Source organism: Qipengyuania aestuarii (genome assembly GCF_019711535.1).
In the GTDB taxonomy this organism is placed as follows: Bacteria; Pseudomonadota; Alphaproteobacteria; order Sphingomonadales; family Sphingomonadaceae; genus Qipengyuania; species Qipengyuania aestuarii.
In genome coordinates, this window is the sequence record NZ_JAIGNP010000001.1 from 61,003 (window position 1) to 87,197 (window position 26,195).

Annotated in this window: 23 protein-coding genes and 2 pseudogenes; 14 read left to right on the top strand and 11 right to left on the bottom strand. The window is 55.8% G+C overall.

Features of this window, described 5'->3' with window-relative positions; all coding sequences use genetic code 11:
* Positions 1–18: 18 nt before the first annotated feature.
* Positions 19–480 carry an ATP-dependent zinc protease family protein gene (locus tag K3175_RS00345; RefSeq protein WP_221541398.1) on the top strand — a complete coding sequence of 154 codons (462 nt, stop codon included), beginning with the start codon at positions 19–21 and terminating at the stop codon, positions 478–480.
* Positions 477–1,382 (top strand): 30S ribosomal protein S6--L-glutamate ligase, encoded by a 906-nt coding sequence (rimK, locus tag K3175_RS00350; protein WP_221541399.1) that lies wholly within the window; start codon positions 477–479, stop codon positions 1,380–1,382. Before K3175_RS00345 ends, rimK begins: the two co-directional genes overlap by 4 nt.
* 14 nt (positions 1,383–1,396) lie before the next feature.
* Here the strand turns inward: rimK and K3175_RS00355 are convergent, their stop codons facing one another.
* From K3175_RS00355 to rpsF, 6 genes and pseudogenes are all read right to left on the bottom strand, one after another.
* Positions 1,397–1,639 carry a hypothetical protein gene (locus K3175_RS00355; RefSeq protein ID WP_221541400.1) on the bottom strand — a complete coding sequence of 81 codons (243 nt, stop codon included), beginning with the start codon at positions 1,637–1,639 and terminating at the stop codon, positions 1,397–1,399.
* A gap of 103 nt (positions 1,640–1,742) precedes the next feature.
* A complete protein-coding gene (locus tag K3175_RS00360) occupies positions 1,743–2,120 on the bottom strand; it encodes a hypothetical protein (RefSeq protein ID WP_221541401.1) in 378 nt (125 codons plus the stop codon).
* Positions 2,121–2,740: 620 nt separating this feature from the next.
* A pseudogene (locus K3175_RS00365) lies at positions 2,741–4,216 on the bottom strand (AMP nucleosidase); the annotation flags it as partial.
* 88 nt (positions 4,217–4,304) lie between these two features.
* Complete coding sequence (rplI, locus tag K3175_RS00370; protein ID WP_221541403.1) at positions 4,305–4,943, bottom strand: 50S ribosomal protein L9; 639 nt, start codon at positions 4,941–4,943, stop codon at positions 4,305–4,307.
* Between the two features lie 12 nt (positions 4,944–4,955).
* A complete protein-coding gene (gene rpsR, locus K3175_RS00375) occupies positions 4,956–5,180 on the bottom strand; it encodes a 30S ribosomal protein S18 (protein ID WP_006832330.1) in 225 nt (74 codons plus the stop codon).
* Positions 5,180–5,545, bottom strand: a complete 366-nt coding sequence (gene rpsF, locus K3175_RS00380) for a 30S ribosomal protein S6 (RefSeq protein WP_221541404.1) — start codon at positions 5,543–5,545, stop codon at positions 5,180–5,182. Before rpsF ends, rpsR begins: the two co-directional genes overlap by 1 nt.
* A gap of 215 nt (positions 5,546–5,760) precedes the next feature.
* On the opposite strand from rpsF, the gene K3175_RS00385 reads away from it, so the two are divergent.
* On the top strand, positions 5,761–6,705 hold the full coding sequence (locus K3175_RS00385; RefSeq protein WP_221541405.1) for a DUF808 domain-containing protein: 945 nt from the start codon (positions 5,761–5,763) through the stop codon (positions 6,703–6,705).
* 112 nt (positions 6,706–6,817) lie between these two features.
* A complete protein-coding gene (locus K3175_RS00390) occupies positions 6,818–8,530 on the top strand; it encodes a GGDEF domain-containing protein (protein ID WP_221541406.1) in 1,713 nt (570 codons plus the stop codon).
* Here the strand turns inward: K3175_RS00390 and K3175_RS00395 are convergent.
* Entirely contained in the window at positions 8,527–9,954 is a 1,428-nt protein-coding gene (locus tag K3175_RS00395; protein ID WP_221541407.1) for a Mur ligase family protein, read from the bottom strand. The two genes, K3175_RS00390 and K3175_RS00395, sit on opposite strands and share 4 nt — an antisense overlap.
* Positions 9,955–10,020: 66 nt before the next feature.
* On the opposite strand from K3175_RS00395, the gene K3175_RS00400 reads away from it, so the two are divergent.
* The 4 genes from K3175_RS00400 (at position 10,021) to dnaN (ending at position 13,837) form a co-directional block, all read left to right on the top strand.
* A complete protein-coding gene (locus K3175_RS00400) occupies positions 10,021–10,833 on the top strand; it encodes an LD-carboxypeptidase (RefSeq protein ID WP_221542295.1) in 813 nt (270 codons plus the stop codon).
* 40 nt (positions 10,834–10,873) lie between these two features.
* Positions 10,874–11,812, top strand: coding sequence for an ACP S-malonyltransferase (fabD, locus tag K3175_RS00405; protein WP_221541408.1), 939 nt, complete (start codon positions 10,874–10,876; stop codon positions 11,810–11,812).
* Entirely contained in the window at positions 11,812–12,564 is a 753-nt protein-coding gene (gene fabG / locus K3175_RS00410) for a 3-oxoacyl-[acyl-carrier-protein] reductase (protein WP_221541409.1), read from the top strand. Before fabD ends, fabG begins: the two co-directional genes overlap by 1 nt.
* 148 nt (positions 12,565–12,712) lie before the next feature.
* On the top strand, positions 12,713–13,837 hold the full coding sequence (gene dnaN / locus K3175_RS00415; RefSeq protein ID WP_221541410.1) for a DNA polymerase III subunit beta: 1,125 nt from the start codon (positions 12,713–12,715) through the stop codon (positions 13,835–13,837).
* A gap of 80 nt (positions 13,838–13,917) precedes the next feature.
* On the opposite strand, the gene K3175_RS00420 is transcribed toward dnaN, so the two are convergent.
* On the bottom strand, positions 13,918–15,225 hold the full coding sequence (locus K3175_RS00420; protein ID WP_221541411.1) for an FAD-dependent oxidoreductase: 1,308 nt from the start codon (positions 15,223–15,225) through the stop codon (positions 13,918–13,920).
* Between the two features lie 99 nt (positions 15,226–15,324).
* On the opposite strand from K3175_RS00420, the gene K3175_RS00425 reads away from it, so the two are divergent.
* From K3175_RS00425 to K3175_RS00450, 6 genes and pseudogenes are all read left to right on the top strand, one after another.
* Positions 15,325–17,571, top strand: a complete 2,247-nt coding sequence (locus K3175_RS00425; RefSeq protein ID WP_247710604.1) for an EAL domain-containing protein — start codon at positions 15,325–15,327, stop codon at positions 17,569–17,571.
* Positions 17,572–17,679: 108 nt separating this feature from the next.
* A complete protein-coding gene (locus K3175_RS00430; protein WP_221541412.1) occupies positions 17,680–19,896 on the top strand; it encodes a sensor domain-containing protein in 2,217 nt (738 codons plus the stop codon).
* A gap of 53 nt (positions 19,897–19,949) precedes the next feature.
* Positions 19,950–21,767 (top strand): translation elongation factor 4, encoded by a 1,818-nt coding sequence (lepA, locus tag K3175_RS00435; RefSeq protein WP_221541413.1) that lies wholly within the window; start codon positions 19,950–19,952, stop codon positions 21,765–21,767.
* Positions 21,768–21,964: 197 nt separating this feature from the next.
* Complete coding sequence (locus tag K3175_RS00440) at positions 21,965–22,291, top strand: DUF6481 family protein (RefSeq protein WP_221541414.1); 327 nt, start codon at positions 21,965–21,967, stop codon at positions 22,289–22,291.
* Positions 22,292–22,473 (top strand): annotated as a pseudogene (locus K3175_RS00445) (elongation factor 4); the annotation flags it as partial.
* A gap of 8 nt (positions 22,474–22,481) precedes the next feature.
* On the top strand, positions 22,482–24,101 hold the full coding sequence (locus tag K3175_RS00450; protein ID WP_221541415.1) for a hypothetical protein: 1,620 nt from the start codon (positions 22,482–22,484) through the stop codon (positions 24,099–24,101).
* Here the strand turns inward: K3175_RS00450 and K3175_RS00455 are convergent.
* From K3175_RS00455 to K3175_RS00465, 3 genes are read right to left on the bottom strand one after another with little or no spacing between them, the layout of a single operon-like run.
* Positions 24,098–25,117 (bottom strand): nucleotide kinase domain-containing protein, encoded by a 1,020-nt coding sequence (locus tag K3175_RS00455; protein ID WP_221541416.1) that lies wholly within the window; start codon positions 25,115–25,117, stop codon positions 24,098–24,100. The two genes, K3175_RS00450 and K3175_RS00455, sit on opposite strands and share 4 nt — an antisense overlap.
* A gap of 50 nt (positions 25,118–25,167) precedes the next feature.
* Positions 25,168–25,770 (bottom strand): Nmad2 family putative nucleotide modification protein, encoded by a 603-nt coding sequence (locus K3175_RS00460; protein ID WP_221541417.1) that lies wholly within the window; start codon positions 25,768–25,770, stop codon positions 25,168–25,170.
* Positions 25,770–26,138 carry a PTS sugar transporter subunit IIB gene (locus K3175_RS00465; protein WP_221541418.1) on the bottom strand — a complete coding sequence of 123 codons (369 nt, stop codon included), beginning with the start codon at positions 26,136–26,138 and terminating at the stop codon, positions 25,770–25,772. Before K3175_RS00465 ends, K3175_RS00460 begins: the two co-directional genes overlap by 1 nt.
* Positions 26,139–26,195 lie beyond the last annotated feature (57 nt).

A 26,195-nucleotide genomic window follows, 5' to 3' on the forward strand; every position in this document is an offset into this window, starting at 1 on the left:
AACAGGGGGACTGGAACGATGAGTGATCGTAAATTTCTGCCGCCAGTCGGATGGCGAGAGCTCGTGCATTTGCCCGATCTGGGCCTCCACGCAGTCCCCGCGAAGATCGATACCGGCGCGCGCACCTCTTCGCTACACGGCGAGGTGCTGGAGGAGTTCGAGCGTGACGGGCAGAAGCTCGTCCGCTTTGCAGTCGATTTCAGCCAGCAGCATGTCCGACAGGTTTGCGAGGCAGTGCATGTGGACGTGCGCGGTATCACGAGTTCCAATGGCGAGACTCAGTATCGCTATGTCATCAAGACTCCGTTGAAGATCGGCGATGTCGAATTCCGCGCCGAGATCAGCCTCGCCAACCGTAGCGACATGAAATTTCCGATGCTTATTGGCCGGTCGTCGCTCCGCCGTCGATTTGTAGTAGACTCTGGGTATTCGTGGTTGCAGACGCCGGAAATGAAGGTCCAGAAAGGCCATAAGCCATGAAAATCGCGATGCTGGCACGCAATCCGAACCTCTACTCGCATAAGCGGTTGAAAGAGGCTGCGGAGGAGCGCGGGCACGAATTCGATATCCTCAACACCACGCGTTGTACGGTGCACATCGCCAGCCATCGGCCCGAGGTCTATTACGAGGGCAAGCCTTGCCTTGGCTATGATGCGGTCATTCCGCGCATCGGCGCATCGATTACGCAATACGGGCTCTCCATCCTCCGCCAGTTCGAGATGCGTGGCTGCTGGCCGCTGAACGAGAGCGTTGCCATCGGGCGCAGCCGCGACAAGCTGCGCAGCATGCAAATCCTCGCCAAGCATGGGCTCGGCCTTCCTCTGACGGCTTATGCCAACGACCCCAAGCAGGCTGAGGAGATCATCAAAGCTGTAAACGGGCCGCCGGTTGTCATAAAACTGCTTGAGGGGACTCAGGGTATCGGCGTGGTGTTGGCCGAGACGATGAGCAGTGCCAAATCGGTAATCGAGGCATTCCGCGGTGCGAATGTAAACATTCTGGTCCAAGAGTTCATCAAGGAAGCCGGGGGGACCGATATCCGCGCGTTTGTTGTCGGCGGTAAGGTGGTCGCAACCATGAAGCGCACAGGCGCTCCAGACGATTTCAGAAGCAATTTGCATCGCGGCGGAAGCGCCGAATTGATCAAAATCACACCCGCCGAACGTTCAACGGCAGTCGCGGCAGCAAAGCGTATGGGGTTGAATGTCTGCGGCGTCGATATGCTTCGCAGCAATCATGGGCCGGTGATCATGGAGGTCAACTCCTCGCCCGGCTTGGAAGGTATCGAACAAGCGACCGGAATGGACATCGCCGGTAAAATCATCGGCTTCATGGAAGCCAATGCGAAGGTAGGTAAGACCAAGACCAAGGGCGAGGGTTAAAGGGCCCTCTCAGTCTACTCGGCAGCCATTCGGAGCAGTTCGATCTCTTCTCGCAAGCGGGCCAGTTCCATCTCGTAGAGGCGAGTGCAGTCAATCCGGTCGGGCCGATCTCCCAAGGGGATTGTCACCCGTACATACACGATGCCACGTTGATCGCGCTCGGAATTATAGAACCGCAGGGTATCGGTTTCATCTGGTAAAGGGCTCGCTGCAGTGCCTGCCGCACCCATGTCGAGATAAGCGCCATTCGAATTCATCGACTGCCGGCAACGTGTCCCTCCGGCTGTTTCGATGGAGTCTTCGCCCCCTGTGCCGTTCGGCGCTGGGGGTAAGTATACTCCTTGCGTTTGTCCGATAGCCTCACTGTTGAGGGCGAGGAGCAATACGACGAGCGCCAAGCTTCGAGCAAACGCGGACATGAACAATTACCTTCTCCTCTTCGAGACGCTCAGCGCAGACTCGAAAAACGACTTCCTCTCCAGGCGTCAGGTCGTTGACTACGACCAGTATTTTCCGACTTTTTTGAGATCCTACCAGCATGGTTTCCGGCAAGATTGAGATGCGCTTCGGATCAATTTCACTTTCAGGATCAACGTAGGCGCGGAACCGATCGGACTGCGGATAAGGGTTGGTGAGTGTCAGATAAAATCCCTTGCGATCGCTTGCAGTGAGTCCACTCTTTCGCAGTGGGCCAAGTCCCACCGCTGCAGCAGTCGTCGCGCATGCCACGAGTGCCAAACACGCTGTCGCAAATACTACTTTTAGCCTGAGCACGTTGCGGTTGTAGTGATTGTGTAGCTTCCTGCGCCAAAGCCGGACGGATCCGACGCCCGAGCATTGATGGTAAAAGTGTCAGTTAAAAGGGTGGGATTGCTAGAGGATTGGGAGCTCGTATACGGCTGTGAAACCCCCGAAAGACTAGTGTAGCTTATTTCCGGGGCCACCGAGCTGTTTGTGATCGTCGGGGCCGAGAACGCGACCGTGGCCGCGCCGCCCAGAGCGACCATGGCGATGGTCGCGGGAGCTCCGCCGGCCCCAGTGTTCTCAGTCGAAAGCTCAGTGTAGTCACCATTGGGCCCTAGCGAGCCCGCCGATGGCGTCAGGGTACACGAAAACAGCAAGTTGGTTTGAAATGTCACGTCCTGCTGGGCCAATAGCGGACTGCTGGCAAGCAATCCGGACGTGACAATTGCGACCGTCGTTAGCTGCCTTCTCATTGCGTCCTGCTCCCGTGTTTCTTAACGTTGCCTCAAATTATGGGCCTCAATAAGAAGTCACAAGTTAGAGGAACTACGGTAGGTATGCCTTTAGCGCTCAGCTAATCTGCGAATTTTCGACCAGAATTGGCCGATCGCAATTTATCTGAACGGCGGCTCGTTGAAAGCACGAAGCTTGCGGCTGTGCAGCTTGGGGCCTTCCTGCCGCAACAAATCGCACGCTGTCACGCCGATCTGCAGATGCGCAGCAATCGCTTCCTCATAAAACTTATTTGCCTGACCCGGCAGCTTGATTTCGCCATGCAGGGGCTTGTCCGAGACACACAGAAGTGTGCCGTAAGGCACACGGAAGCGATATCCTTGGGCTGCGATTGTCGCACTTTCCATATCGATGCCCACTGCTCGGCTGAGCGACAGGCGACGCGCCGATTGCGTATAGCGTAGTTCCCAGTTGCGATCGTCGGTCGTAACCACGGTGCCGGTACGCATGCGTTTTTTGAGGTCGCTGCCATGCTCGCCCGAAACGGCCTCGGCTGCGCCCGCAAGCGCTTGCTGCACTTCGGCAATGGCGGGCAACGGGATTTCCGGCGGAAGCACCGGATCGAGGACGTGGTCGTCGCGCAAATAGGCATGCGCGAGCACATAATCGCCGATCTTCTGACTTGGACGTAATCCACCGCAGTGGCCGATCATCAGCCATGCCTCGGGGCGCAACACTGCCAAATGATCGCAGATCGTCTTGGCATTCGACGGACCGACTCCGATATTGACCAGCGTGATGCCGGTGCGACCTTCGCCCACCAGGTGATAGGCTGGCATCTGGTGGCGGCGCCATGCAGTGTCAGACAGTTGCGCGCGGGCATTTTCGGTCTTTTCGGTGAGCAGGAGCCCGCCAGCGCCCGCCAGGGCGGTGTATCCGTTCTCTCCTAGTTGCGCCCCCGCCCAATCAACGAATTCGTCGACGTAGCGGTGATAGTTCGTAAAAAGAATGAACCGCTGAAAGTGCTGGACGTCGGTTCCCGTATAATGGGCGAGACGTGCAAGGCTGAAATCGGTGCGAAGGCCGTCGAACAGCGAGAGGGGGATGGGATCACCGGATGCGTCGAGTTCAATCCCGTCCGCAAGTTCGTCGCCGATGTCGGCAAGGTCGGTCGAGGGGAAATGGCGTGCGAGTTCGTTCGGATCGATGCCGGCGAGCTCTGCACCCGCCTGTCCGTCGAGAACATATGGAAACGGTATTTCCTGCCGCGAGGAACCGACTTCGATCTCGACCTCATAATTGCTTTCGATCAGTTCGATTTGCTCTCGAAGATACTCCCGAAATAGGTGCGGCTTAGTAACGGTCGTGGCATAAAGACCCGGTGTGTTCAGCCGACCGAATGCGCGGCTCGCGCCTTCGGGTAATTCTCCGCCGCGAAACAGCACGCGCAATTCGGGATAGGCATAGCTGCCATCCTTGCGGCGTTCGGCAGGCGGTATCTCCCGCTCGCGCCCGAAGGCAATGACATCGTCACGCAAACGGGTGACTGCGGCGTCATACACACTCTGCAATTTGTCGAGGATCTGATCGATCGTATCCATGCGGGCCTTTTTCTCCTGGCTCTTTTCGTTTTCGTGACGCTCTGTGCCACAGGATCGCGTCTGTTACAAAAAGGGCGCAGAAGCCGAAGCTGCCGCGCCCTTTTCAATTGCCTGAAGCGAGAGATTAGCCTTCGGTAGTCTCTTCGCTGTCCGTGCCTTCTGCACTGTCGCCATCTTCGAGCATATCGGCCGGAATTTCACCCGGCTCGAGCGTCGGATCAGTGGTGTTGGCTGCAGCCATTTCCTCGATCTCGCGCTGCTCGTCTTCGAACATCTGTGCAAGCACGTCGACGCCTTGGCTCTGCAGTTCGGCTTCGTCGTCAGAACGAGCAACGTTTGCCTTGACCGTGATCGAGACTTCGGGGTGAAGATCGACCCGGACGTCATGCATGCCGATCGTCTTGATCGGGTTGCCCATGATGACCTGCTTCTTGTCGATCTCGTGACCCTTGGCTTCGAGTCCATTCACGATGTCGCGGACATTGACCGAACCGTAAAGCTGACCAGTATTCGACGCTGCGCGGATCAGAACGATCTCGACGCCGTCAACCTTTTCACCGGCCTTTTCAGCTTCGCTACGGCGTTCCGCATTTTCTTTTTCAAGACGGTCGCGGTTGGCTTCGAACACCTTTTTATTGGCTTCGTTAGCGCGGAGGGCCTTCTTCTGCGGGAGAAGGAAGTTGCGTGCGTAGCCATCCTTCACGGTGACGACGTCACCGATCGTGCCGAGGTTTTCGATGCGCTGGAGGAGAATGATATCCATGAGGTCTTCTCCTTACTTCACGATGTAGGGCAGCAGGCCGATGTGGCGAGCGCGCTTGATGGCCTTGGCCAATTCACGCTGCTTCTTCGCACTTACGGCTGTGATGCGGCTAGGGACGATCTTGCCACGCTCGGACATGAAGCCCTGCAGCAAGCGAACGTCTTTGTAATCGATTGCCGGCGCGTTCTTCGCGGAGAACGGGCAGGTCTTGCGGCGGCGGAAAAACGGGCGGGCCATCAGTCACGCTCCTCACGGTCACGGCGCTTCTTGGAGTCACGCTCGTTCTTGCGCATCATTACGCTGGGACCCTCTTCGTGTTCATCAACACGGATGGTCATGTAACGGATGACATCTTCGTTGATGCGCGTCTGGCGCTCGAGCTCGGCTACGACGGCACCGGGGCCTTCGATGTTGAGCATCACGAAGTGTGCCTTGCGGTTACGGTCGATCTTGTAGGCGAGGTTCTTGAGACCCCAGGTCTCAGTTTTGGTGACCTTGCCTTCGTTTGCTTCGACGATTTCGGTCGCCGTGGCTGCGAGCTGGTCCACCTGAGCCTGGCTCAGGTCCTGTCGCGCCAGGAAAACATGCTCGTAAAGAGCCATGTCCTTGTCCTTTCACTTGCTGGCCGATCGCTGGCTGATCCGCGGGATTGCGGGGCCCCTCCGGCTTTCTTCTTTTCTCCGCTGCGATTCTTTGGCTGGCGAGAGATGCGCGCACATAGCGTGTTTCATCAAATGTGCAAGCGAGAGGAAGTCCTTGTGAGACCGGAACGCACAGGGCAGGGCGTCGTTGGCTTGCCAACTCAAGGAGATAATTTGTGCCCGGCGGACTTGTAGCTCTATTAGATGATGTGGCGGTTATCGCGCGTACCGCCGCGGCGTCTGTTGATGATATTGGCATCGCCGCAAGCCGGGCCGGCAGCAAGACAGCTGGCGTCGTCATAGACGACGCAGCGGTAACGCCTAGCTACGTGACCGGTCTTGACCCAAGCCGAGAACTACCGATCATCGGACGAATTACATTGGGAAGCCTGAAGAACAAGCTTCTCATTCTTCTTCCTGGCGCGTTGTTGCTCAGCTGGTTCCTGCCCCAGGCAATTATATTCATTCTGATGATGGGCGGATGCTATCTTTCTTTCGAAGGAGCTGAAAAGGTCATCGAGAAATTGGGAGGTGAGAAGCACGGCAAGACTCTTGAGGACAAGATTGAGGACCCAGCCGCGTTCGAAAAGCAGCGGACTTCCAGCGCGATCCGGACCGATCTTATCCTTTCTGCAGAAATCATGGCGATCACGCTTAACGAAGTCGCAGATGAAAGCTTCATCGTCCGGGCTGGCGTTCTTGCGATCGTCGGCATTGCCGTCACCTTGTTCGTGTACGGTGCAGTTGCGCTCATTGTGAAAATGGATGACGTGGGCCTACATCTCGCGAAGAAGAGTTCCGAATTCGCGCAGGCGATAGGACGTTTGCTCCTGAAAGCGATGCCGTGGCTGCTCAAGGCGCTTTCATTTGTCGGTACTATTGCCATGCTCTGGGTGGGTGGCGGAATCCTCCTCCACGGATTTCACGAAATTGGTTTCCATGGCCCGTCGGATTGGGCTCATCATGTCCAAGTCGCAGTCGAAAATGTCAGCGGGTCATTTTCGGGAATATTTGGTTGGTTAAGTTATGCATCCATTTCGGCAGTAGTTGGTCTTGCAGTGGGCGTGGTCTTGACTTTAGTAATTCATAAAGTCTTTATGCGTGGTGGTGCAGCTCATTGATTTGTTTCTGAGCGTCTCAATCTGGGACGCTCCTTGTTACGCTCATTGTGAGAACGCTGTACCATCGATAGCTTTTCGCTTGCCGGTAGGTCTGTGAAAGTTCGGGGGGTGCATGAGCCAGAGGGGGTTGGCTGCGTTAATTTACGCCTTGAGCGTGATTTGGCTCGCTATAGCCACGCCCGTCGCTGCGCGTGTAACCTCTCTGGCACCGGATATTTGCGTCGGGGGCGCCAACTCTGCGAGCGAGGCCCTCGCTCTGCCTCGAACTGCTCTGGACTGCGGGCCCGACCGCTTCAAAAATTCCGATCCCGTCCTGCGCTCCTCCATAGAACTGACTGATGCTAGCCTTCCGACTACCGGTACGTTTCTCTGGCAGACTGATCCTGCTCTTTTCGACTCTATGTTGCTGCAATTCACTTATGCCGACGGGGAAACCAAGCTGGTCGACGTAGATCGCCAAATGGCAGTCAGAAACTGGTTTGTAAGAGCCCGTTTTAGCGTACCTGTGCCAGACAGTTCTTCCGAACTCGAAGCGATAGATGTTGTCGTGGAGCGGCCTCGGACCCGGTCAATATTAAGTGCAGCCAGATTAATCGATCGCGACGAAGCTATCGGCGAGCATTATGTGAAATCCCTTGTTTATGGAATTGCATGTGGGCTGTTGTTGGTGCCAATATTTTTCGATCTGATGTTTTTCGGATTGCTGCGTTTCAGATTCATTCTTTGGCATGCAGCGATGTCTGCTTCTTTTCTAATTTTCATATTTTCGCATTCTGGGCTTATCTTTAATTTTTTTCCAGACACGGACCTGGGGCTCCGCTTTCATCTCAATTCTCTTTCGCTGGCTGCCTCAGTCGTTTTTGCTGTCTTATTCACCTTGGACATTCTTGAAGAAAGGACGGTGCCGAGAAAACTCGTGCGAGGTATTCTTGCTTTGACCGGACTAATGGTGACATTGAAACTGGTCACCTTGCTGGATCTCGAAGTTTTCAGGCTGGAAGGGCACAGAGCCTTTATCTTGAGCATGCTTCCGATTGTCGCACTCAATTTGGTCATAGCGATGCAGGCTTTCAGGCGTGGAAGCCGCGCGGCCACGTACTTGCTGATTGCTTTTGCCGGCGCCGTGTTCAGCGGATTGGCAAAGCTGATTATAGAGCTTGGTCTTCTCTCACCGCTCTTTCCCCTCGACGATTTGGTATGCGTTTCGATGATCCTGCTCGTCTTGAGCACATCCGCCGCGGTCGGCGACCGGTTCCTGATCTTGCGGATGGAGCGCGACAGAGCTCGTTTCAGAGCCTTGAAACTGGGCAAGATGGCGCTCAGCGATCCCTTGACAAAGGTGGGAAATCGGCGAGCTTTCAACGCAATTAGCATCGTGGAAGAAGGTGCGGCATTGCTGGTCATCGATATTGATCACTTCAAGTCGATCAATGACGCGTTTGGGCATGCTACGGGCGACATGGTTCTGTCTCGCCTCTCCCACATGCTTCGGCGTTTTTTCAATGAGCGAGGTGCGGCAGTTTTCAGGCTTGGCGGTGAAGAATTTGCAATTGTACTCCAGGCGCAAAACGAAACAGCCTTGCGGCATTGCGCGGAGCTATTGCGAGAAGCAGTCGCGAGAGAGATAGGTGATCCTTCTCTCTCCATCCCATCCATCACTATCAGTCTGGGTGGGGCGTTGGGAGTTGGAAGAAGCCGAGATCATGTCTTCTCGGAAGCCGATAAGGCACTTTATCGCGCGAAAAAATCCGGCAGAAACTGTAGTGTCATATGTAGCTGCGTCGCCTCAAAAATTGCCGTCGAGCCTGCCTTCGCCAGTTTTTAGGATAAGCTGTCAAACAACGACAAAGCGAATTCGGACAAGGTGTCGTCGCGGGCCCCCATCACGACGATGCGATCTTCTCGCCTTGCAATCTCAAGCAATCGAACACGGACTGCCGATCGATCGGGAATATACTCGGCTTGCCCTCCGGCAGACTTAACCAAGCTTACGATTCTTTCGCTACCCTCGCTACGGTCGACAGTACCGCCGAAGTAGACCGGATCGGACAACATCAGAACATCATCACCGCTCAGTTCGTCCGCAAATGTCTGGGCGAGCTCTTCCCCCATCTGTCGTAAAGGACCGTAACCATGTGGCTGGAAGAAAGCGAGTACGCGGCCAGGATGCGCGCGCAACGTTCGCAGCGTCGCGCCGCACTTTTCAGGATTGTGGCCGAAGTCATCAATGACGGTAATGCCATTTTCCGTTGTCCCCACCACGTCGAACCTGCGTGCAAGGCCATGGAAACCGGCAAGAGCATCAACTGCCGTCGCAACGGGAATGCCTGAGGCAACTGCTCCAGCGATCGCCGCGAGAGCATTCGCCAGATTATGTCTTCCCGGCATATTCAGCCGAAGCGCATGCTCGGAATTGTCATGGCGGTCGACGATCATGGCGGCTTGTCGGATCGGTCCTTCGGCAATGCTGCCGGGCACCACGCCGATTTGCGCCTTCTGTTGCTCGATCCCGAAAGTAATGACTTCCTTGGCATTCGGCAGCAGAGCGATGGCTTCTTCATCATCGGCATTGATTACCGATATACGACTGCGCGAGAGAAAGTCGCCGAAGAGCTGGCGCAATTCCTCCATGCTCTTGTGGTCGAGGCTGACATTCAACAGTACGCCGACCGCGGGACGATAAAGAGCAATGGACCCGTCGCTTTCATCCACTTCACTGATGTACAGACTTTGCCCGCCGACAACGGCACTCGCATAGGGACGTTCTGGTGAGACGAAATTTTTCATCACAGCGCCATTCATAATGGTCGGTTCACGTCCAGTGGCCTGCATTATCCAGCCGAGCATCCCGGTCACAGTAGATTTGCCGCTCGTCCCTGCGACGGCCACGCCCGCACCGCTGGTATTGAAGAGAATGGAATTGAGCTCCGCCCGCGTAAGGCGAAGGCATCCCAATTGGGTCGCCCGGTCGATGTCCGGGACGCTCTCTTCAATCGCAGCAGAAGCCACCACAACCTGGTCCCCCGAAACAATGCCGCTTCCGTCCTGCGGGCGCAGTTCAAAGCCCTGTTGTTTAAGCGCGGCGAATTTGTCCGGCGTGCGCCCCTGATCAAAACTCCGGTCCGATCCGCCGACCTTGGCGCCGCGACCTTTCAGAATCTGCGCAAGCGGAAGCATTCCCGATCCGCCGATGCCGACGAAAAAGAAGGGGCGTGCGAAAAGTTCGTCGGGGCTGGGGAAGTCACTCATTTTGAACGCGCTATGCAGTTGTAAGCGCAATGACAAGCAGGCATGGTCTCAAGTGTGCACCGACCTATCCGAAAAGTCGCCATTTGCGCGCCGGCAACGCCACTGAAGCGCAACTATGCAGACGCTGTCCTGAAGTTGGCGGAATCTGAGTTTCCGGACATTGCGCTTACCTTTCACCAACAATGCTTCATGGTTGAAGGACATTTTGCGGGGAGAGATGAGGTAAGGCTAGAAGCGCTGCTGGAGTGCGCGAACGACCCGCAGTTCGATGCGGTGTGGTTTGCTAAAGGCGGTTATGGTTCAAATCGCATTGCAGCCGAGTTTATCCATAGCGCTGGAATTGCGGCACGAAACAAGGCCTATCTTGGATATTCCGATCTGGGCTTCATACTGGGGAGCTTGTACCGCGCCGGCATCGGGAAGTCGGTTCACGCGCCGATGCCCGTAGATGTCAAGCGAGAGGGGGGCGTCGCTGCCGTCAGGCGCACGCTTTCATGGATGTCTGGTGACGATAGCGGGCTCGATCCCTCGCTTTCCGGCAAGCCTGCCGTCGCCTTCAACTTATATACACTTGCCATGCTTGTCGGCACTCGTTTCATGCCGGATCTTGCCGGCCACGAACTTCTCATCGAAGAGGTCGGCGAGTATGAATACGCCATCGACCGCCTGCTCTTCCATGTAGTCGAAAACCTCAAAGGCGTGGCCGGCATACGGCTCGGCGAAGTCACTGCGGTACCGGAAAATGATAGACCTTTCGGTGCTTCGCCTGAAGAGATTGTGCGTTATTGGTGCGATCGATACGATATCGAATATCTGGGGCGAGCCACAATCGGCCACACGCCTGCCAACAGGATAGTCCCCTTCGGCCTTGAGGGATAAGCGACACGCGCCTAAGCGCAGCCCCGACAAGGAGAGTTACATGACTGCATTCATCTTCCCCGGTCAGGGGAGCCAGAAGGTCGGCATGGGCGTAGAGCTCGCCGATGCAAGCGCCCATGCCCGTGAAGTCTTCGAAGAAGTGGACGAGGCGCTAAATCAGAAGCTTTCTGCGCTGATGAAGGACGGTCCGGAAAGCGAACTCACGCTGACTAGCAATGCTCAGCCCGCGATCATGGCGAACTCGATTGCCACCCTTCGCGTGCTTGAGAAAGAATTCGGCGTGTCGCTCGCCGACAAAGCCGATTGCGTAGCGGGGCACTCGCTAGGAGAATATTCTGCCTTGTGCGCTGCAGGGGCGTTTGGGCTTGCCGAGACCGCCAAACTGCTGCGTCTGCGCGGCATTGCCATGCAGGACGCAGTCCCAATCGGTGTCGGTGCCATGGCAGCGTTGCTTGGCGCAGATATCGAGAAGGCCGGCGTGCTTGCTGAAGCGGCCGCAGAAGGTCAGGTCTGTGAGGTCGCCAACGACAATGACCCCACACAGGTTGTAATCTCCGGTCACGCCGAAGCAATCGACAGAGCCATTGAAATGGCCAGGGATCATGGCATCAAGCGTGGCATTAAACTCCCGGTCTCCGCGCCGTTTCATTGCTCGCTGATGCAGCCCGCAGCCCAGCGAATGAAACTGGCCCTTGCCGATACGTCACCGAACGGTTTCACCGTTCCGCTATATGCCAACGTCACCGCAGCTCGTGTCAGTGATCCTGCCGAAGAACAGGCTTTGCTGGTCGATCAGATTACCGGTCGCGTGCGCTGGCGGGAAAGCGTGCTCGCAATGCGCGAAGCAGGCGTCGAGCGGTTCGTTGAACTGGGAGGCAAGGTGCTCGGACCGATGGTTGGCCGTATAGACAAGCAGGCCGGCACCGTCAGCCTCGTCACCATGGAAGACCTTGAGAATTTCGCGAAGGAAAACGGCTAATGTTCAATCTCGAAGGAAAAACTGCGCTCGTGACCGGTGCAAGCGGCGGCATCGGCAGTTCCATCGCTTATGCGCTCGCCCGTCAGGGCGCGCGCCTCGCCCTGTCCGGCTCGAATGGCGAGAAGCTGCGCGCTTTTCGCGATCAGCTCAATGCCGACACCGGCGGAGACCATGTCGAGATCACTTGCAACCTGTCAGAGACCAAGCAAGTTGAGGAACTCATCCCCGCCACCGTCGATACGCTCGGCAGCATGAACATTCTCGTGAATAATGCCGGGATCACGAGGGACAACCTCGCCATGCGCATGAAAGACGAAGAGTGGGACGAGGTCATCCGCATCAACCTTGAAGCGAGCTTCCGTCTGATGCGCGCGAGCGCCCGCCCAATGATGAAAGCCAAGGGTGGGCGCATCATCTCCATAACCAGCGTTGTCGGCCACACTGGCAATCCCGGCCAGATGAACTACGTTGCTGCGAAGGCGGGCCTTACCGGGATGACCAAAAGCCTCGCGCAGGAACTTGCGAGCAGGAAAATCACCGTAAACTGTGTCGCTCCGGGCTTCATTCGGACCGCAATGACCGACGCTCTGAACGATGAGCAGAAGGCAGCCATCAACAGCCGCATCCCGATGGGCCGTATGGGCGAGGGCGAAGAAATAGCGGCTGCCGTGGCCTATCTGGCCAGCGATGAAGCAGCGTATGTCACCGGTCAGACCATCCATGTGAACGGTGGTATGGCAATGATGGGCTGATTCCTCGGGTTTATCCCCAAGGGAAGTCTGTCCTCTGGTGTCCGACGCTTGCGGGGCGTGGCAGCCCCGCTAAGGTCGTTATCCGTATTCCGGCGCTGGTGGGGCGATTCCGGCCTTCACCGCGCCTAAAAGGGACGAAAGAAGGACCATGAAGGCCACAATCGAACGCGCGACCCTGCTGCGCTGTCTCTCCCACGTCCAGTCGGTGGTCGAGCGTCGCAATACCATTCCTATCCTGTCGAATGTCTTGATCGAGGCCGAAGGTAACGGTCTTAGGGTCATGGCCACCGACCTCGATTTGCAGGTCGTCGAGCACATCGAAGCTGCCAGTGTCGAAAGCGATGGTGCGATTACCGTCTCTGCACACCTTCTGTTCGACATCGCCCGCAAGCTGCCCGAGGGGAGCCAGGTCAGTCTTGAAACTGCGGAAAACCGGATGGATGTGAAGGCCGGACGCAGCCGCTTCAAGCTGCCGACGCTCCCACGGGACGATTTCCCGGTGATCGTTGAGGGGGACCTGCCAACGAGCTTCTCCTTGCCAGCCAAAACCCTGGCCGAGATGATCGATCGGACGCGGTTTGCCATTTCCACCGAAGAGACCCGGTATTATCTCAACGGTATTTTCCTTCATGTGTCGGATGAGGATCAGCCGGTTCTCAAAGCGGCGGCCACCGACGGCCATAGGCTGGCGCGCTTCACTCTTGCGCGCCCTGAGGGAGCGGAAGGCATGCCCGATGTCATCGTGCCCAGGAAAGCCGTGGCAGAATTGCGCAAGTTGCTGGACGAGAAAATGGATGGCGATGTCCAGATCGACCTGTCCGCCAGCAAGATCCGCTTCACGCTCGGCGGCGAAGGCGGGGTGGTGCTGACCAGCAAGCTGATTGATGGCACCTTCCCGGATTATTCGCGCGTCATTCCGACCGGAAATGACAAGCTGCTAAAAATAGATCCGAAAAGCTTCTTCGCCGGTGTAGACCGCGTGGCCACGATCGCCACTGAAAAGACCCGTGCTGTCAAGATGGGGCTCGACAAGGATCGTGTTACGCTGACCGTGACTTCGCCCGACAACGGGACCGCCTCCGAAGAACTGGCTGCGGAATACGGGGCGGACGGGTTCGAGATAGGCTTCAATGCAGGATATCTGAAAGACATTCTCAGCCAGATCGACAGCGACGAAGTGGAAATTCACCTCGCGGATGCCGGCGCGCCTACCTTGATCCGCAAAAACGATGACAGTCCTGCGCTCTACGTCCTGATGCCTATGCGGGTATAAGATCGGAAAAGGGGAGGCAGTCTGATCGCTGCCTCCCCTTTTGGTTTGGGCGCCTGAGAGGGTTGTGGTCCTTCAGTGATTTAGCTTTTTGCGGCGATCATGCTGGCTATGTCCACGAATTTTTCCCGCGGTGCGCCTGAACGCGCGGCGGCGATTTCGGCGCCTTCGATTTTCTGCCAATCGCTGAAGGTGACGATCTCGAGACCTCTTTCCGAAGCGAGCTCATCGAACCCCTCACGACCTCGCTTATGGCTACCCGAGGTCATATCTTCGGCCACAAGCTCCATCACATTATAGCCATCGGGACGGTTGGTACCGATCGTACCCGTGGGGCCGCGTTTTGCCCAACCGACACAGTACAGGCCGGGGGATATCCGCCCATCCACGCTATCGAAACGCCCGGCGCGCTGGTCGAAAGGCACGTCGCCCAAAGGCGAAGCTCGATACCCGATGCATGAAATGACCAGATCGGCAGGGAGGCGAAACAATTCACCCGTTCCCACCGGACGCCCGTCCACGACATTCATACGTTCGCATTCGACCTGCGTCACTCTGCCATCTTTTCCGTAAAAGGCTTTCGGACCGGCAAAGAACCGGAAGTCGATTGTGATTGCTGTTTTTGCGTGACTTTCCTCTGGCAAGTCCGCGAACTTCCGCAACAGCTCAACTGATTTACGCAAGCCCGGCTCGAGATTTGTGTCATCGGCAGGAGGCGGTAGATCAGCATTGTCCACCGATGGCGCCGCCCGCTGTAACTGCAGGAGTTCGCCCAATTCCTTCGGTGTCATCATTATCTGATGGGGTCCGCGGCGGCCAAGAATAGTGATGGTTTCGAGAGTAGACGTGTGCAGCGCTTCCAAAGCGTGCGCTACGATATCAGACCCCTGCATCTCCCCAGAGGTTTTCGCCAAGATACGGGCCACATCAAGAGCGACATTGCCCATCCCGATGACGACAGCATGCTTTCCTGAAAGATCGGGGTTAAGATCCGCGAATTTGGGATGTCCGTTATACCAACCAACGAACTCGGCGCTGCCAAAGACGTTGTCAAGCTGATCGCCTTCAAGCTGAAGTTGGCGATCATTTGGTGCACCGGTCGCCAAGATGACCGCATCGTAAAGGTCTCGCAACTCTCTGACGGTGATGTCGTCTCCAACAGAAACGTTGCCGAGGAAGCGGACATTGCTGGAAAGCGCGGTCTTCTCGTAACGAAGTGCGACTTTCTTGATCGACTGATGGTCCGGAGCAACCCCGCTGCGGATAAGCCCGTAGGGGACTGGAAGGGCATCGAAAACGTCTACGCGAACGTCATCACCCCATTTCTTGCTGGCTGCTTCCGCGGTGTAGTAACCGGCCGGGCCTGAGCCCACGATCGCGATCTGGCGCATAAAGCCTCTCTATATCCTGGAACGCCAGCATGGCGTCGCATTTTCGCGGTGGCAAGTTTCGCCAGCGCGTGGTTATCGGTTCATTAAGCAGTTTGAGATATGGTGCATATAGGTCGGGATGACGGTATATTCGAACGGGAGCGGGATCTGATTGCGATGCCGGGGTTATTTTCGAAAGGCTCCAAGGGCGTACCAGACCTGACGGACGACGCGTCGGTTATTCCTATTGCCGAGACCGACTACATTCGGCGGGTCGAATTGCTGGATAGTTTCGAGGATGCGGGTCTGGGCTGGTTCTGGGCAACCGATCATCTGGGCAGGATTATTTATCTTTCGAAGAATGCGAAGGAAAAATTCGGCCTCCCTGATGCAATGGTGATTGGAAAACCACTCACCGGTCTCTTTATTACCGACGATGCGTCAATGTTGGATGAGGATGACGTTTCTACGCGTCCGCTCGCCTATTATTTAGGTGCACGAAATTCGATAACCGAAATGCCAGTAAAGCTTGCATCTCGACGCGAAGAAATCTTTCTGGAAATTGCTGGCAAGCCGCAGTTCGATGCTCGTCATCGTTTTCTCGGGTACAGAGGCAGTGCCAGAGATATAACTCGAAGCCGAGAAACCCGGCGCGATGCACAAAGGCTTTCGCTCTATGATTCCCTGACAGGGCTCTCAAACCGTTTGCGAATGGGCAGGCGGCTGGAAACGATGCTCAAGCAGTATCGCAATGCGAAACGCGTCTGTGCCCTAATCATGCTGGATCTGGACCGCTTCAAACAAGTTAACGACACCCTGGGACATCCCGCCGGAGATGAATTGCTCAAGCAGGTTGCGGCACGACTGAAGCAGATTTGCGATACGAAAGGTGAGATTGGGCGCCTGGGTGGCGACGAATTCCAGATTATTCTGCCAGATATCGATGATCGCGGTGAGTTAGGAGAATTAGCCGCTCGACTGATCCAGATGCTTGCCCAGCCTTACTCGGTAAACGGTTCGCGGGCGACCATCGGAGCTTCTGCGGGAATAGCAATCGCACCATATGATGGGGTGAACTCCGAGGACCTCGTCAAAGCAGCCGATCTGGCCCTTTATGCAGCCAAGGGTGGCGGGCGAGCGCAATACCGTTTCTATTCCAGCGATCTCCAAGAGGATGCCCAATCGCGCAGATATCTCGAAGAAGATCTTCGCGATGCCATCGAGCGCGGTGAAATGCTTATGCATTACCAACCGATCGTGAAGGCGAGGGATTACAAGCTTTCCGGCTTCGAGGCGCTGATGCGCTGGGACCATCCCGATCGCGGATTTGTATCTCCGGAGATATTTATCGCTTGCGCCGAGGATATCGGGATAATCGACAAACTCGGAAAGTGGGCGCTGCGAAAGGTCTGCGAGCAAGCGCAGGAATGGCCCATGGAACTGCGCGTTGCCGTCAACGTATCTCCTACCCAGCTCAACACCGGCGACTTCGTACAGTCGGTCCAGATGGCTCTCCAGCAGTCAGGCCTCGATCCCGACCGTCTTGAACTTGAAATAACCGAGAGCGTGTTCGCAGGAGACGATGAGCAGACCCTCAAAATCTTTCACGAATTGAAAGAACTCGGTGTGCGTCTCGCCCTTGACGACTTCGGCACCGGCTATTCCTCCATGAGCTATCTGCGGCACGCTCCCTTCGACAAGATAAAGATCGATCAGAGTTTCGTGCGTGGCTCTACTGAAAAGGGGAACAAAAATTCCGCCATTGTCAGTGCGATCGTGAGCTTGGCCGACGCGCTCGATATGGAGACTGTCGCGGAGGGTACGGAGACGCACGACGAACTGGAACTAGTTAAGGCCCGCGGTGCAAGCCACATTCAGGGCTACATATTTTCGCGTCCGATTTCCCAGCAAGAGGCTCTGGTCAGGCTTGAGAAGGGAGATCTCGCCTATGAACCCAGGGGGCCGGAAAGGCATCGCGCTGAACGGCAGACGGTCTTTCGCAAGATTGGCTTAATTCATGATGATCACCGCTACAGGGTAACCCTTCGCAACATTTCGAAGACCGGCGCACGCATTGAAGGCCTTATTGACGTGCCGGTCGGGACCAAGTTCGTCCTGGATCTGGGTGATGGGCAGCTCGCAGTAGCTACAGTGCGAAGGTCAAAAAAACACACCCAAGGTGTGGAATTCGAGACGTCTTTAATCAGTGATGGCGCGGATGGCCTGTGTACGCGTCATAGGGTGTCTCCTTATGAGATCGAAGCTGCCGGTAAGCCTTTGGCCGCATTGACAAGAGATGCCTACGGTCAGCTGGCCGGCCTCAGCCCGGGTATGAGTATTCCTCGGTTCGCGGAAAAAGGCGACTGACCTGAACTGCAGTCGGAATTTTTGACACTGCCATTGCAGTTGTTAGGTCAATCCTAACCATTTCTTCCTAGTCACACGGCACGCAATTCGTTGGCAGGGTAAGACCAAATGGGCGCGACGCCCTTCTCCGATTTCTTCAAAGCCCGCAAAACTCCCGCGTCTTCGGAGGTAGAAGAGCGTGTGGATGTAGAAACGCCGCAATTTTCTGCCTCTGACAAGCTCGCAATCGTCGAGCAGCTTGAGAATTCGGGCGTCGCATGTTTCTGGGCGACCGATCAAACCGGTATCCTCACCTACCTGAGCCCAGCGATCCATGGTCAGCTCGGCATGAAAGGCGCCACTGCTTTTGAATCGCCTCTACAACAGGTTTTCGAACCCTTGGAGGGAGATGGCGACAGTCGATCTCTCGGCTTGAAGCTGGGCACGCGAAAAAGCTTTTCGAATCTGTTGGTCGTCGCCGGAGATAAGAGTTCGGACTGCGTTCTTCGAATTAGCGGCAAACCACTTTTCAATGATGAGCAGGTGTTTCTTGGTTTCCGGGGCACGGCGACGGATGTCACCGAAGCATACCGCAGTGAAGAGGAAGCAAGTCGGCTTGCCAAATTCGATTCGCTCACCGGTCTCGCCAATCGTCATCGGATGGAGCAGCGCATCGATTCAACCCTGCAAACCTTTCGCAATGCAAAACGGGCGGCCGCGCTACTCATGCTCGACCTCGATCGGTTTAAGCAAGTCAATGACACGCTTGGGCACGCGGCGGGTGATCAGCTATTGCAGCAAGTCGCAGAGCGGCTCAATCAGGCCATCGCCGGGCGTGGTGAAATCGGTCGGCTTGGTGGGGACGAGTTTCAGATACTCATTCCCGACATGGACGACCGCGGTGAGCTTGGCGAGATTGCGAAAAAAATCATTCAGATGCTTTCGCAGCCCTACTCGGTGGAGGAGGGACGCTGCGCGATTGGCTGTTCGGTAGGAATTGCGATTGCTCCCTATGATGGGCTCGAACGGGAAGATCTGACCCGGGCTGCAGATCTGGCTCTTTACGCCTCGAAGAATGGCGGGCGCGGTCAGTTTCGTTTTTATGCGGCGGATCTCGAGCATGAAGCCCATCTGCGCAGACGGATGGAGGATGATCTGTCCGCTGCAATCGAAGCTGGGAACTTTACCCTGGAATACCAGCCTTGTGTCGACCTCGCTACCAATGCCGTGGTGGCACTGGAAGCCCAATACTGCTGGGAGGACGAAGAACGAGGTCGGGTTTCGCAAGAAACCTTCATCCCCGTGGCCGAGGGTAGCCGGCTGATCGTTCCAATCGGGGAATGGGCGCTGCGCAAAGCGTGCGAAGAGGCATGTCAGTGGCCATCGCATTTGCGGCTGTCGATGAACATTTCTCCGGTGCAGTTCGAAGCATCTGGCTTTGTCGAGATGGTCGCAGAGATCTTAGATGAAACTGGCCTGGATCCGGCACGACTGGATCTGGAACTGAATGAGTCTGTCTTGCTCGGCGACAGTAGCAAGGTCGCAGCCGCGCTTGGAGCCTTGTTCAAACTCGGCGTTCGACTCACGCTCGACCAGTTCGGGACGGGCCTCTCTTCTTTGTCCTATCTTCGCCGAGCGCCTTTCAACTCTCTCAAGCTGGGTGCCAATTTCTTCGAGCCGGTCATGGGCAACGATCTGGGCGACATGGAACTGGTCAAAGCAGTCGTTGCTCTGGCTGGGGCGATGGGCATGGAGACTGTAGCTACCGGCGTCCATGCAATAGAGCTCATGACCGAACTAAGGCGGATCGGTGTCGGCCATGTGCAGGGTTTCGTATTCTCCGAAGCGGTACCGCAGCAGACTGTTCTGGAGGAGATTGCGCAAGGCGTGTGGGTCCTCGAACCGACCGATCAGGGCAGCCAGCGGGCAAGCAGACGCACTGTGTTCCGCAAGGTCGGCCTGATCCACGAGGACCATTACTACGACGTGACGCTTCGCAATCTCTCCCGGTCCGGGGCGATGATCCAGGGGCTTGAGGACGTTCCCACAGGGACGCAGTTCGTGCTCGACTTCGGGCAGGGCCAGCTGGCGGTCTGCACGGTGCGGCGGACGATGGGAGATACGCAAGGGGTCGAGTTCGAGCAGGAGATGGTCGACGACGGGGCGGGGGGGCTTTGTACGCGCAGCCGGGTGAGCCCTTATGCACTGGCGGCGGCGGGGGCTCCGCTCACCGCGCTTCCGGCTGGGAAGTATAGTCAGGCACCGGAGGCTGCGCCGGGCAGCTACGCGCAGTTCAAGCTTTCGCCCAACGCTCCGAAACAGGGCGGCGGTCCGCAACAGGACTGATCGCGCGCTTTGCTGCTGACAGGGCGATGCGGCGCGGCTAAAGGGCGCGGGCAATGACCGACCTTTCCAAGATCCGCAACTTCTCCATCATCGCCCATATCGACCATGGCAAGTCGACGTTGGCGGACCGGCTGATTCAGTTTTGCGGGGGGCTGACGGATCGCGAGATGTCCGAGCAAGTCCTTGATAACATGGACATCGAGAAGGAGCGCGGCATCACCATCAAGGCGCAGACCGTGCGCCTCAACTACACCGCCAAGGATGGCGAGACCTATGAGCTCAACCTCATGGACACGCCCGGCCATGTCGACTTCGCCTATGAAGTCAGCCGCAGCCTCGCCGCCTGCGAGGGCGCGCTGCTCGTGGTCGACGCCGCACAGGGGGTCGAGGCGCAGACACTCGCCAATGTCTACCAGTCGATCGAACACGATCACGAGATCGTCCCGGTCATCAACAAGATCGACCTGCCCGCGGCCGAACCCGACAAGGTGAAGGCCGAAATCGAGGACATTATCGGCCTCGATGCGTCCGACGCCGTGCTCACTTCCGCCAAGTCCGGCATCGGGATCGAGGAAACGCTCGAGGCGCTGGTCCAGCGCATTCCCGCCCCTACGGGCGACCGCGAGGCGCCGCTGAAGGCCATGCTCGTCGATTCGTGGTACGACCCCTATCTCGGCGTGGTCATCCTTGTGCGGGTGATGGACGGGGTCATCAAGAAGGGCCTCAACGTCAAGTTCATGCAGGGCGGCACCCAGCACCTGATCGACCGGGTCGGCTGCTTCACCCCCAAGCGCACCGATCTGCCCGAACTGGGCCCGGGCGAAATCGGCTTCATCACCGCGCAGATCAAGGAAGTCGAACAGGCCAAGGTCGGCGACACGATCACCACGGTGAAGGGCGGTTCGCAAACCGCGCTGCCGGGCTACAAGGAAGTGCAGCCCGTGGTCTTCTGCGGGCTCTTCCCGGTCGACGCGGCGGATTTCGAGAAACTGCGCGAAAGCATCGGCAAGCTGCGCCTCAACGATGCCAGCTTCACCTTCGAGGCCGAGAGCAGCGCCGCGCTGGGCTTCGGCTTCCGCGCCGGCTTCCTCGGCCTGCTGCATCTGGAGATCATCCAGGAACGCCTGACCCGCGAATATGATCTGGACCTGATCACCACCGCCCCTTCCGTGGTCTATCGTATCCAGCTGAACAAATCGCGGACCGACCCGGCGCAGGAAATCATGCTCCACAACCCGGCCGACTATCCCGATCCCAGCCGGATCGAACAGATCGACGAACCGTGGATCAAGGCCGTGATCTACACGCCCGACGAATATCTCGGCTCCATCCTGAAGCTGTGTCAGGACCGGCGCGGCATCCAGATCGACCTGACCTATGTCGGCGGCCGCGCGCAGGTGACGTATGAATTGCCGCTCAACGAAGTGGTGTTCGATTTCTACGACCGCCTGAAATCGATCAGCCGCGGCTATGCCAGCTTCGATTACGAACAGATCGGCCTGCGCGAAGGCGATCTGGTGAAGATGAGCATCCTGGTGAACAACGAACCGGTCGATGCCCTGTCGATGATCGTCCACCGCGATGTGGCCGAAAGCCGTGGCCGCGGCATGTGCGAGCGGTTGAAGGACCTCATCCCGCGCCACCTGTTCAAGGTGCCGATCCAGGCCGCGATCGGCGGCAAGGTGATCGCCCGCGAAACCATCGCCGCCATGCGCAAGGATGTGACCGCCAAATGTTACGGCGGCGACATCAGCCGCAAGAAGAAGCTGCTGGAAAAACAGAAGAAGGGCAAGGCCCGGATGCGCGAATACGGCAACGTCTCGATCCCGCAGGAAGCCTTCATCGCCGCGCTGCGCATGGGCGAAGAATAACCCGCATTCCGAAGGCGCGAGAGCATCTTCGGCCACGCCCTTTCCCCGCATAGGAGGGGGAGGAATTCACGCATTCCGCGAAGAGGCACGCGGCCTCCTTGCGGATCGACAACAGGCGGGCCGCGCTGCCCGCTTCGGCAAAACCTGCCTTTCCCGCCGGGCAAGACCCGGCCAATCAGAAGAGATAACGCCCCATAATGGCTGGATATAAAGACCCTACGTTCGAAGACCGCGCCGCTCTGGCCCAGAAGGCCCGCGAAAAAGCGCTGAAGAAGCTCGCCAACAAGCCCAAGGTGGATGACGAGACCGTGGTCCGGCGCAAGGCCGCGCAGGAAGCCCGCGAAGCCGAGGCCGCCGAAAAGAGCGCCGCCAAGCGCGCCGCGCGCGAGCAGGCCAAGGCCGAGAAGCTGGCCGCCGACAAAGCCGCAGCTGAGGCCGCTGCCGTGCCGGAGCCGACCGAGGAAGAGCTGAAAGCTGCGCGCGATGCGAAGTATGCGGCGCGGAAGGCGCGTAAGAAGCGGTAGTCCAACGAGACGATAACCTTTGGGCGCGAGCACGTCCCCGCCAGATGTTACGGCGGCGACATCAGCCGCAAGAAAAAACTGTTGGAAAAGCAGAAAATGGCAAGGCAAGGATGCGAGAGTATGGCAACGTTAGCATTCCTCAGGAAGCGTTTATTGCTGCTCTTTGCGTGAGGGAGAAATAGGGGGTAATTTGCGGCTCGATGAGTATGAAGAGTTTGTTCGTCAGAGCGATTGGACGTCTAATAAGAGTTTAGACGATAGAATTCGTATTGCGCGCTATGGCTTGGCAGCGGAAGTCGGTTCGCTCGCGGCGACATTAAAACGCAAAGTTATTCATCACTCTGACGAAAACTGGGACCAGCCCAACGAGGAAATTATAGAAGAACTGGGAGACTGTCTTTGGTACACTACACAGCTCTCGACGCTTCCCTTGGATGGAAGCTTAAGCGGCGTAGTGCGTGCAGATTTCGGTGCACTACCGAAAGAAATTGAGAAACGTCCCGAATTCCGTGATGCTCTCGATCCAGAAAACTATCAGCGGTTCTTTAAAGAATGTACCAAAGTGCTTGAGCGCGGCGGTAATGCGAGCCTTGACGAATATCAAAGAGTAGCTTTTCTAACTGCTCGGACAAAAGGTCGTGAATTGCTTGATGTCTGCATTACTAGATTGTTGCTTTACGCGACTTCAGTAATGAGTCAGCAATTTCCCGATACCGAATATTATTTAAAAGAAGATATACTCGCATTTTCCGCAGAGCGGACATTGGGTATGTTGCTTTGGCATTTGGGTGCGATAGCAACTCTATACAATACGTCTCTGGATGCGGTGGCGCGCGCCAACGTGACAAAATTGGAAGGCATCTTCAATCTCTCTAACGCTCCTCCCACGGAGCTGCATGATCGGAAAGTGGACACCCCACCGAGCCAAGTTTTCCCGCTTAGGTTTGACATAACCTTCGTTGAAACAAAACGCGGTCGCCTTCAGATGTTTTATCAGGGTAGACCCCTTGGCGACGAACTCGACGACAATTCAGAACTTGAAGACGGGTATCGGTTTCATGACGTTCTGCACCTAGCGAATGCCGCCATTCTCGGCTGGTCCCCAGTGCTGCGATCCTTGATGGGGCTTAAGCGCAAATTTTCTCCTTCAATCGATAACGCACAAGACGGTGCTAGAGCGCGTATCGTTGAAGAGGCGATTGTTAAGGCGGTCCATTCAGAAGCCCAAAGGGCGGCACGAAGTGAAGGTCTCACCCCCGAAGAAGCCAGAAAGCGGCTCTTTTCCGATAAAAGTCAGATCAAGCATGAGTTTCTCAAGCTGATTAAGACGTTTGCTGAAAAATTGGAAGCTGAAGAGAACCAACTTTGGGAGTGGCAAAGGGCCATCGTCGAAGGGCATAAGCTTTATAGCCAATTGATGCATGAGAAGCAGGGAACCATCAGCGTAGACCTTACAAAAAGATCTGTTAAATTTAGCCCATTGGTGGTCGCTGACGTCAGAGCGCCGGTTGTCGACACATCAATTGGAACCTTTGAAGCTCCGCATCTATTTTATCGCAAGCTGAAAGAGGCGGATAAAATCGACTCGGAAAAAGGCGCAATTTTGAGACTTCTAAAACTAAAGGCGTGCGCTGCTAACAAGCGTCTGATCCTTATCGCTTATTCCGTTGACGGTGAAATAAGTGTGAAGGCCGACGGTGTTGTCCAAGAACGGATTTGGGAGCGCTCAATTGTTGGTTTTAGAGCGAAGTGGTCGAAGGTCGGAAAACGTTGGATCTGCATAGCGATGGCCATTGGTACTCCGTCCTAGACACCGAACTCTAATTGCGTTTCGCATTGTTCGTTCGGCCTGTGCTCCGGCACCGATATATGTTCATTAATTCCCCATTTCGGAGGAAAAAAAGGCTTAGGTGTCGGTATTCTGCGATGGCTTGAAAAGGTTTGCTTTATACGCGTCCTACCTGTTGTACCTTCGAGGTTGGGGTGAGCGACACGACAATATTTAGAGATTTCGCAAAAAATATTCTGGCAATCTATCGCGCGAAGCGAGCGCCCAAAGAGGCCTCCAAAGTCTATTCCTAGGCGGCTGAACTCCCGTTCTTGGTTTTCTACCATCCAATAAATGATTAACTCGGCATCATCTGGAGAAGATTGCGGGAAGACCTTTCTAATACCATCATGGGCACCAGGCCCAGCAATAACGAATTCATTCTCCTCAAATTCAGTAAGCTGCGAGTAATTTACGTCGATTGCGTATTGGAACGCCAAGAATGGCCCAAGTCCCTTGAAGTTTAGCAACTCATTGTAGAGCGTTTGTAAGGACTTTGTTGCATTCACGCGTCGAGCTAGACCGCCAGCCATCATAGATTGTAGAAGGCGTAGATGGTTTGTGTGCTTTCGCTTCGCACCGAACGCAGGCGAAGGCATTATGTATGCCGCAGAGTAAATCGTCTTACCCGAGCTGATGAGAGCCTCAAGGAGGCCGTCTGCTCGATCAAAATCAAAATTTCGCCAGCGAATTTCACCGAATTCACGTTCTAAGGAATTCCAAGTATCAATATTGTTGAAAATCTTGAACAGTAAGGTCCGAAACAATAGGTCCTCATCGCCAATATCATTTGAGCGATCATACTGGATGCGCTGAATTAGAAACTGGCTAACTCGATCAGCAGCGCGAAATGTATTAGTAAACCTGTAGCGCGCGATGATAGGGTCATTGGTCCAAGGTGCAGATAGACCGTGTACACGGTTCAAATAAGCTTCGTGGCGCTTCGCTGCAAATTTCCAGTAATCGTCAAATGCAGCGCTGCGAGACAGGTGATCCATGCGGATTATCTCTACAGCGATCTACCTGATTCGTCTCAATCAAAAGGTGATCAGTGGGGGATATCGGTCCAGTCTGTTGGTAAACCTACGATACCTTTAGGATCATCGATTTTAAGCCACCGAACTAATCCGTTTTTCAAGTTGCTGGGGTGATGGCATGCACGATTTCTCTTGGGAAACATGCATCGAAATTCTTCAGGAATTTCTGGCCCAACTCCGCCATAATAGCTGTATTGACGTCCTAGAAGGACGTTAGTCGTCGTCCCCGTGTCAGTCTTAATGTCAGTCGGGCTTTGGACTCCATTCTCGTTGCTGTGGAACGAGTCTCGCTGAACAAACTTATTCGTTATGGGATCCCGAAAATACATGTTGTCGCCGTAGCGCAGCATAGTGCTCGCGCCCATATCTGGAACCTTTGCCGCAAATCGCGGGTCAGAATCATATTCCTCGAAACTCACAATTTCTTCGATCAGCATCCAGTAAACTAGATGGTCACGCCTTCCGACCCTTGCGCTACCTCTTCCTACCACCAGATCACCAACTGAGGCGTGTTTTCGCAGTTGAGGGGCGCAACATCCCAACGAGCAAACTCCGTGAAAGGGATTCGGGGCAAAGCCGAGATCGTGTTCAACACAGTAAGTGTGTACAAGCATTAGCAACAATGCCGGTCGGTCTTGGGTGCTGGATATTGCCCGCCGCTAGGAACATCGTTGCGGCCCGTTTTTTTGCAAATGACGTCATGCAGAGCTTCTGCGTCAAACTGAATTAGAGCGGTTCGAAGTTGACGAAGAATTTCAGGTAACGCCAGTTCATTTCCATCGGGCGGCCAGATGACAATGATCTTAGCACCCTTAGCGACTGCAGACATCATCGCCTCCTTGAGGTATGGGTCCTCGGCAATTTCATCATTATTCACCACAATGATGAAATGCTCGTCTGCCGCAATTTCGCAGTCGATTGTCCCCAGTAACTCTCTGAGACCTTCAATCTCAATTGAGTTGTAGATACTGACTTGTTCCATGAGTTTCCCTCATTTGTACCGTGTGTAATATTTGGGAAGCTATCGCATAAAAACAAG

Excerpts from the sequence above, each read along its gene's own strand:
- fabD (WP_221541408.1), top strand. The coding sequence starts at position 10,874 with ATGACTGCATTCATCTTCCCCGGTCAGGGGAGCCAGAAGGTCGGCATG.
- rpsR (WP_006832330.1), bottom strand. The coding sequence starts at position 5,180 with ATGGCCCGCCCGTTTTTCCGCCGCCGCAAGACCTGCCCGTTCTCCGCG.
- K3175_RS00345 (WP_221541398.1), top strand. The coding sequence starts at position 19 with ATGAGTGATCGTAAATTTCTGCCGCCAGTCGGATGGCGAGAGCTCGTG.
- K3175_RS00465 (WP_221541418.1), bottom strand. The coding sequence starts at position 26,138 with ATGGAACAAGTCAGTATCTACAACTCAATTGAGATTGAAGGTCTCAGA.
- K3175_RS00440 (WP_221541414.1), top strand. The coding sequence starts at position 21,965 with ATGGCTGGATATAAAGACCCTACGTTCGAAGACCGCGCCGCTCTGGCC.
- K3175_RS00390 (WP_221541406.1), top strand. The coding sequence starts at position 6,818 with ATGAGCCAGAGGGGGTTGGCTGCGTTAATTTACGCCTTGAGCGTGATT.
- K3175_RS00420 (WP_221541411.1), bottom strand. The coding sequence starts at position 15,225 with ATGCGCCAGATCGCGATCGTGGGCTCAGGCCCGGCCGGTTACTACACC.
- lepA (WP_221541413.1), top strand. The coding sequence starts at position 19,950 with ATGACCGACCTTTCCAAGATCCGCAACTTCTCCATCATCGCCCATATC.
- K3175_RS00460 (WP_221541417.1), bottom strand. The coding sequence starts at position 25,770 with ATGCTTGTACACACTTACTGTGTTGAACACGATCTCGGCTTTGCCCCG.
- fabG (WP_221541409.1), top strand. The coding sequence starts at position 11,812 with ATGTTCAATCTCGAAGGAAAAACTGCGCTCGTGACCGGTGCAAGCGGC.
- K3175_RS00355 (WP_221541400.1), bottom strand. The coding sequence starts at position 1,639 with ATGAATTCGAATGGCGCTTATCTCGACATGGGTGCGGCAGGCACTGCA.
- K3175_RS00425 (WP_247710604.1), top strand. The coding sequence starts at position 15,325 with ATGGTGCATATAGGTCGGGATGACGGTATATTCGAACGGGAGCGGGAT.
- rimK (WP_221541399.1), top strand. The coding sequence starts at position 477 with ATGAAAATCGCGATGCTGGCACGCAATCCGAACCTCTACTCGCATAAG.
- rplI (WP_221541403.1), bottom strand. The coding sequence starts at position 4,943 with ATGGATATCATTCTCCTCCAGCGCATCGAAAACCTCGGCACGATCGGT.
- dnaN (WP_221541410.1), top strand. The coding sequence starts at position 12,713 with ATGAAGGCCACAATCGAACGCGCGACCCTGCTGCGCTGTCTCTCCCAC.
- K3175_RS00455 (WP_221541416.1), bottom strand. The coding sequence starts at position 25,117 with ATGGATCACCTGTCTCGCAGCGCTGCATTTGACGATTACTGGAAATTT.
- K3175_RS00395 (WP_221541407.1), bottom strand. The coding sequence starts at position 9,954 with ATGAGTGACTTCCCCAGCCCCGACGAACTTTTCGCACGCCCCTTCTTT.
- rpsF (WP_221541404.1), bottom strand. The coding sequence starts at position 5,545 with ATGGCTCTTTACGAGCATGTTTTCCTGGCGCGACAGGACCTGAGCCAG.
- K3175_RS00430 (WP_221541412.1), top strand. The coding sequence starts at position 17,680 with ATGGGCGCGACGCCCTTCTCCGATTTCTTCAAAGCCCGCAAAACTCCC.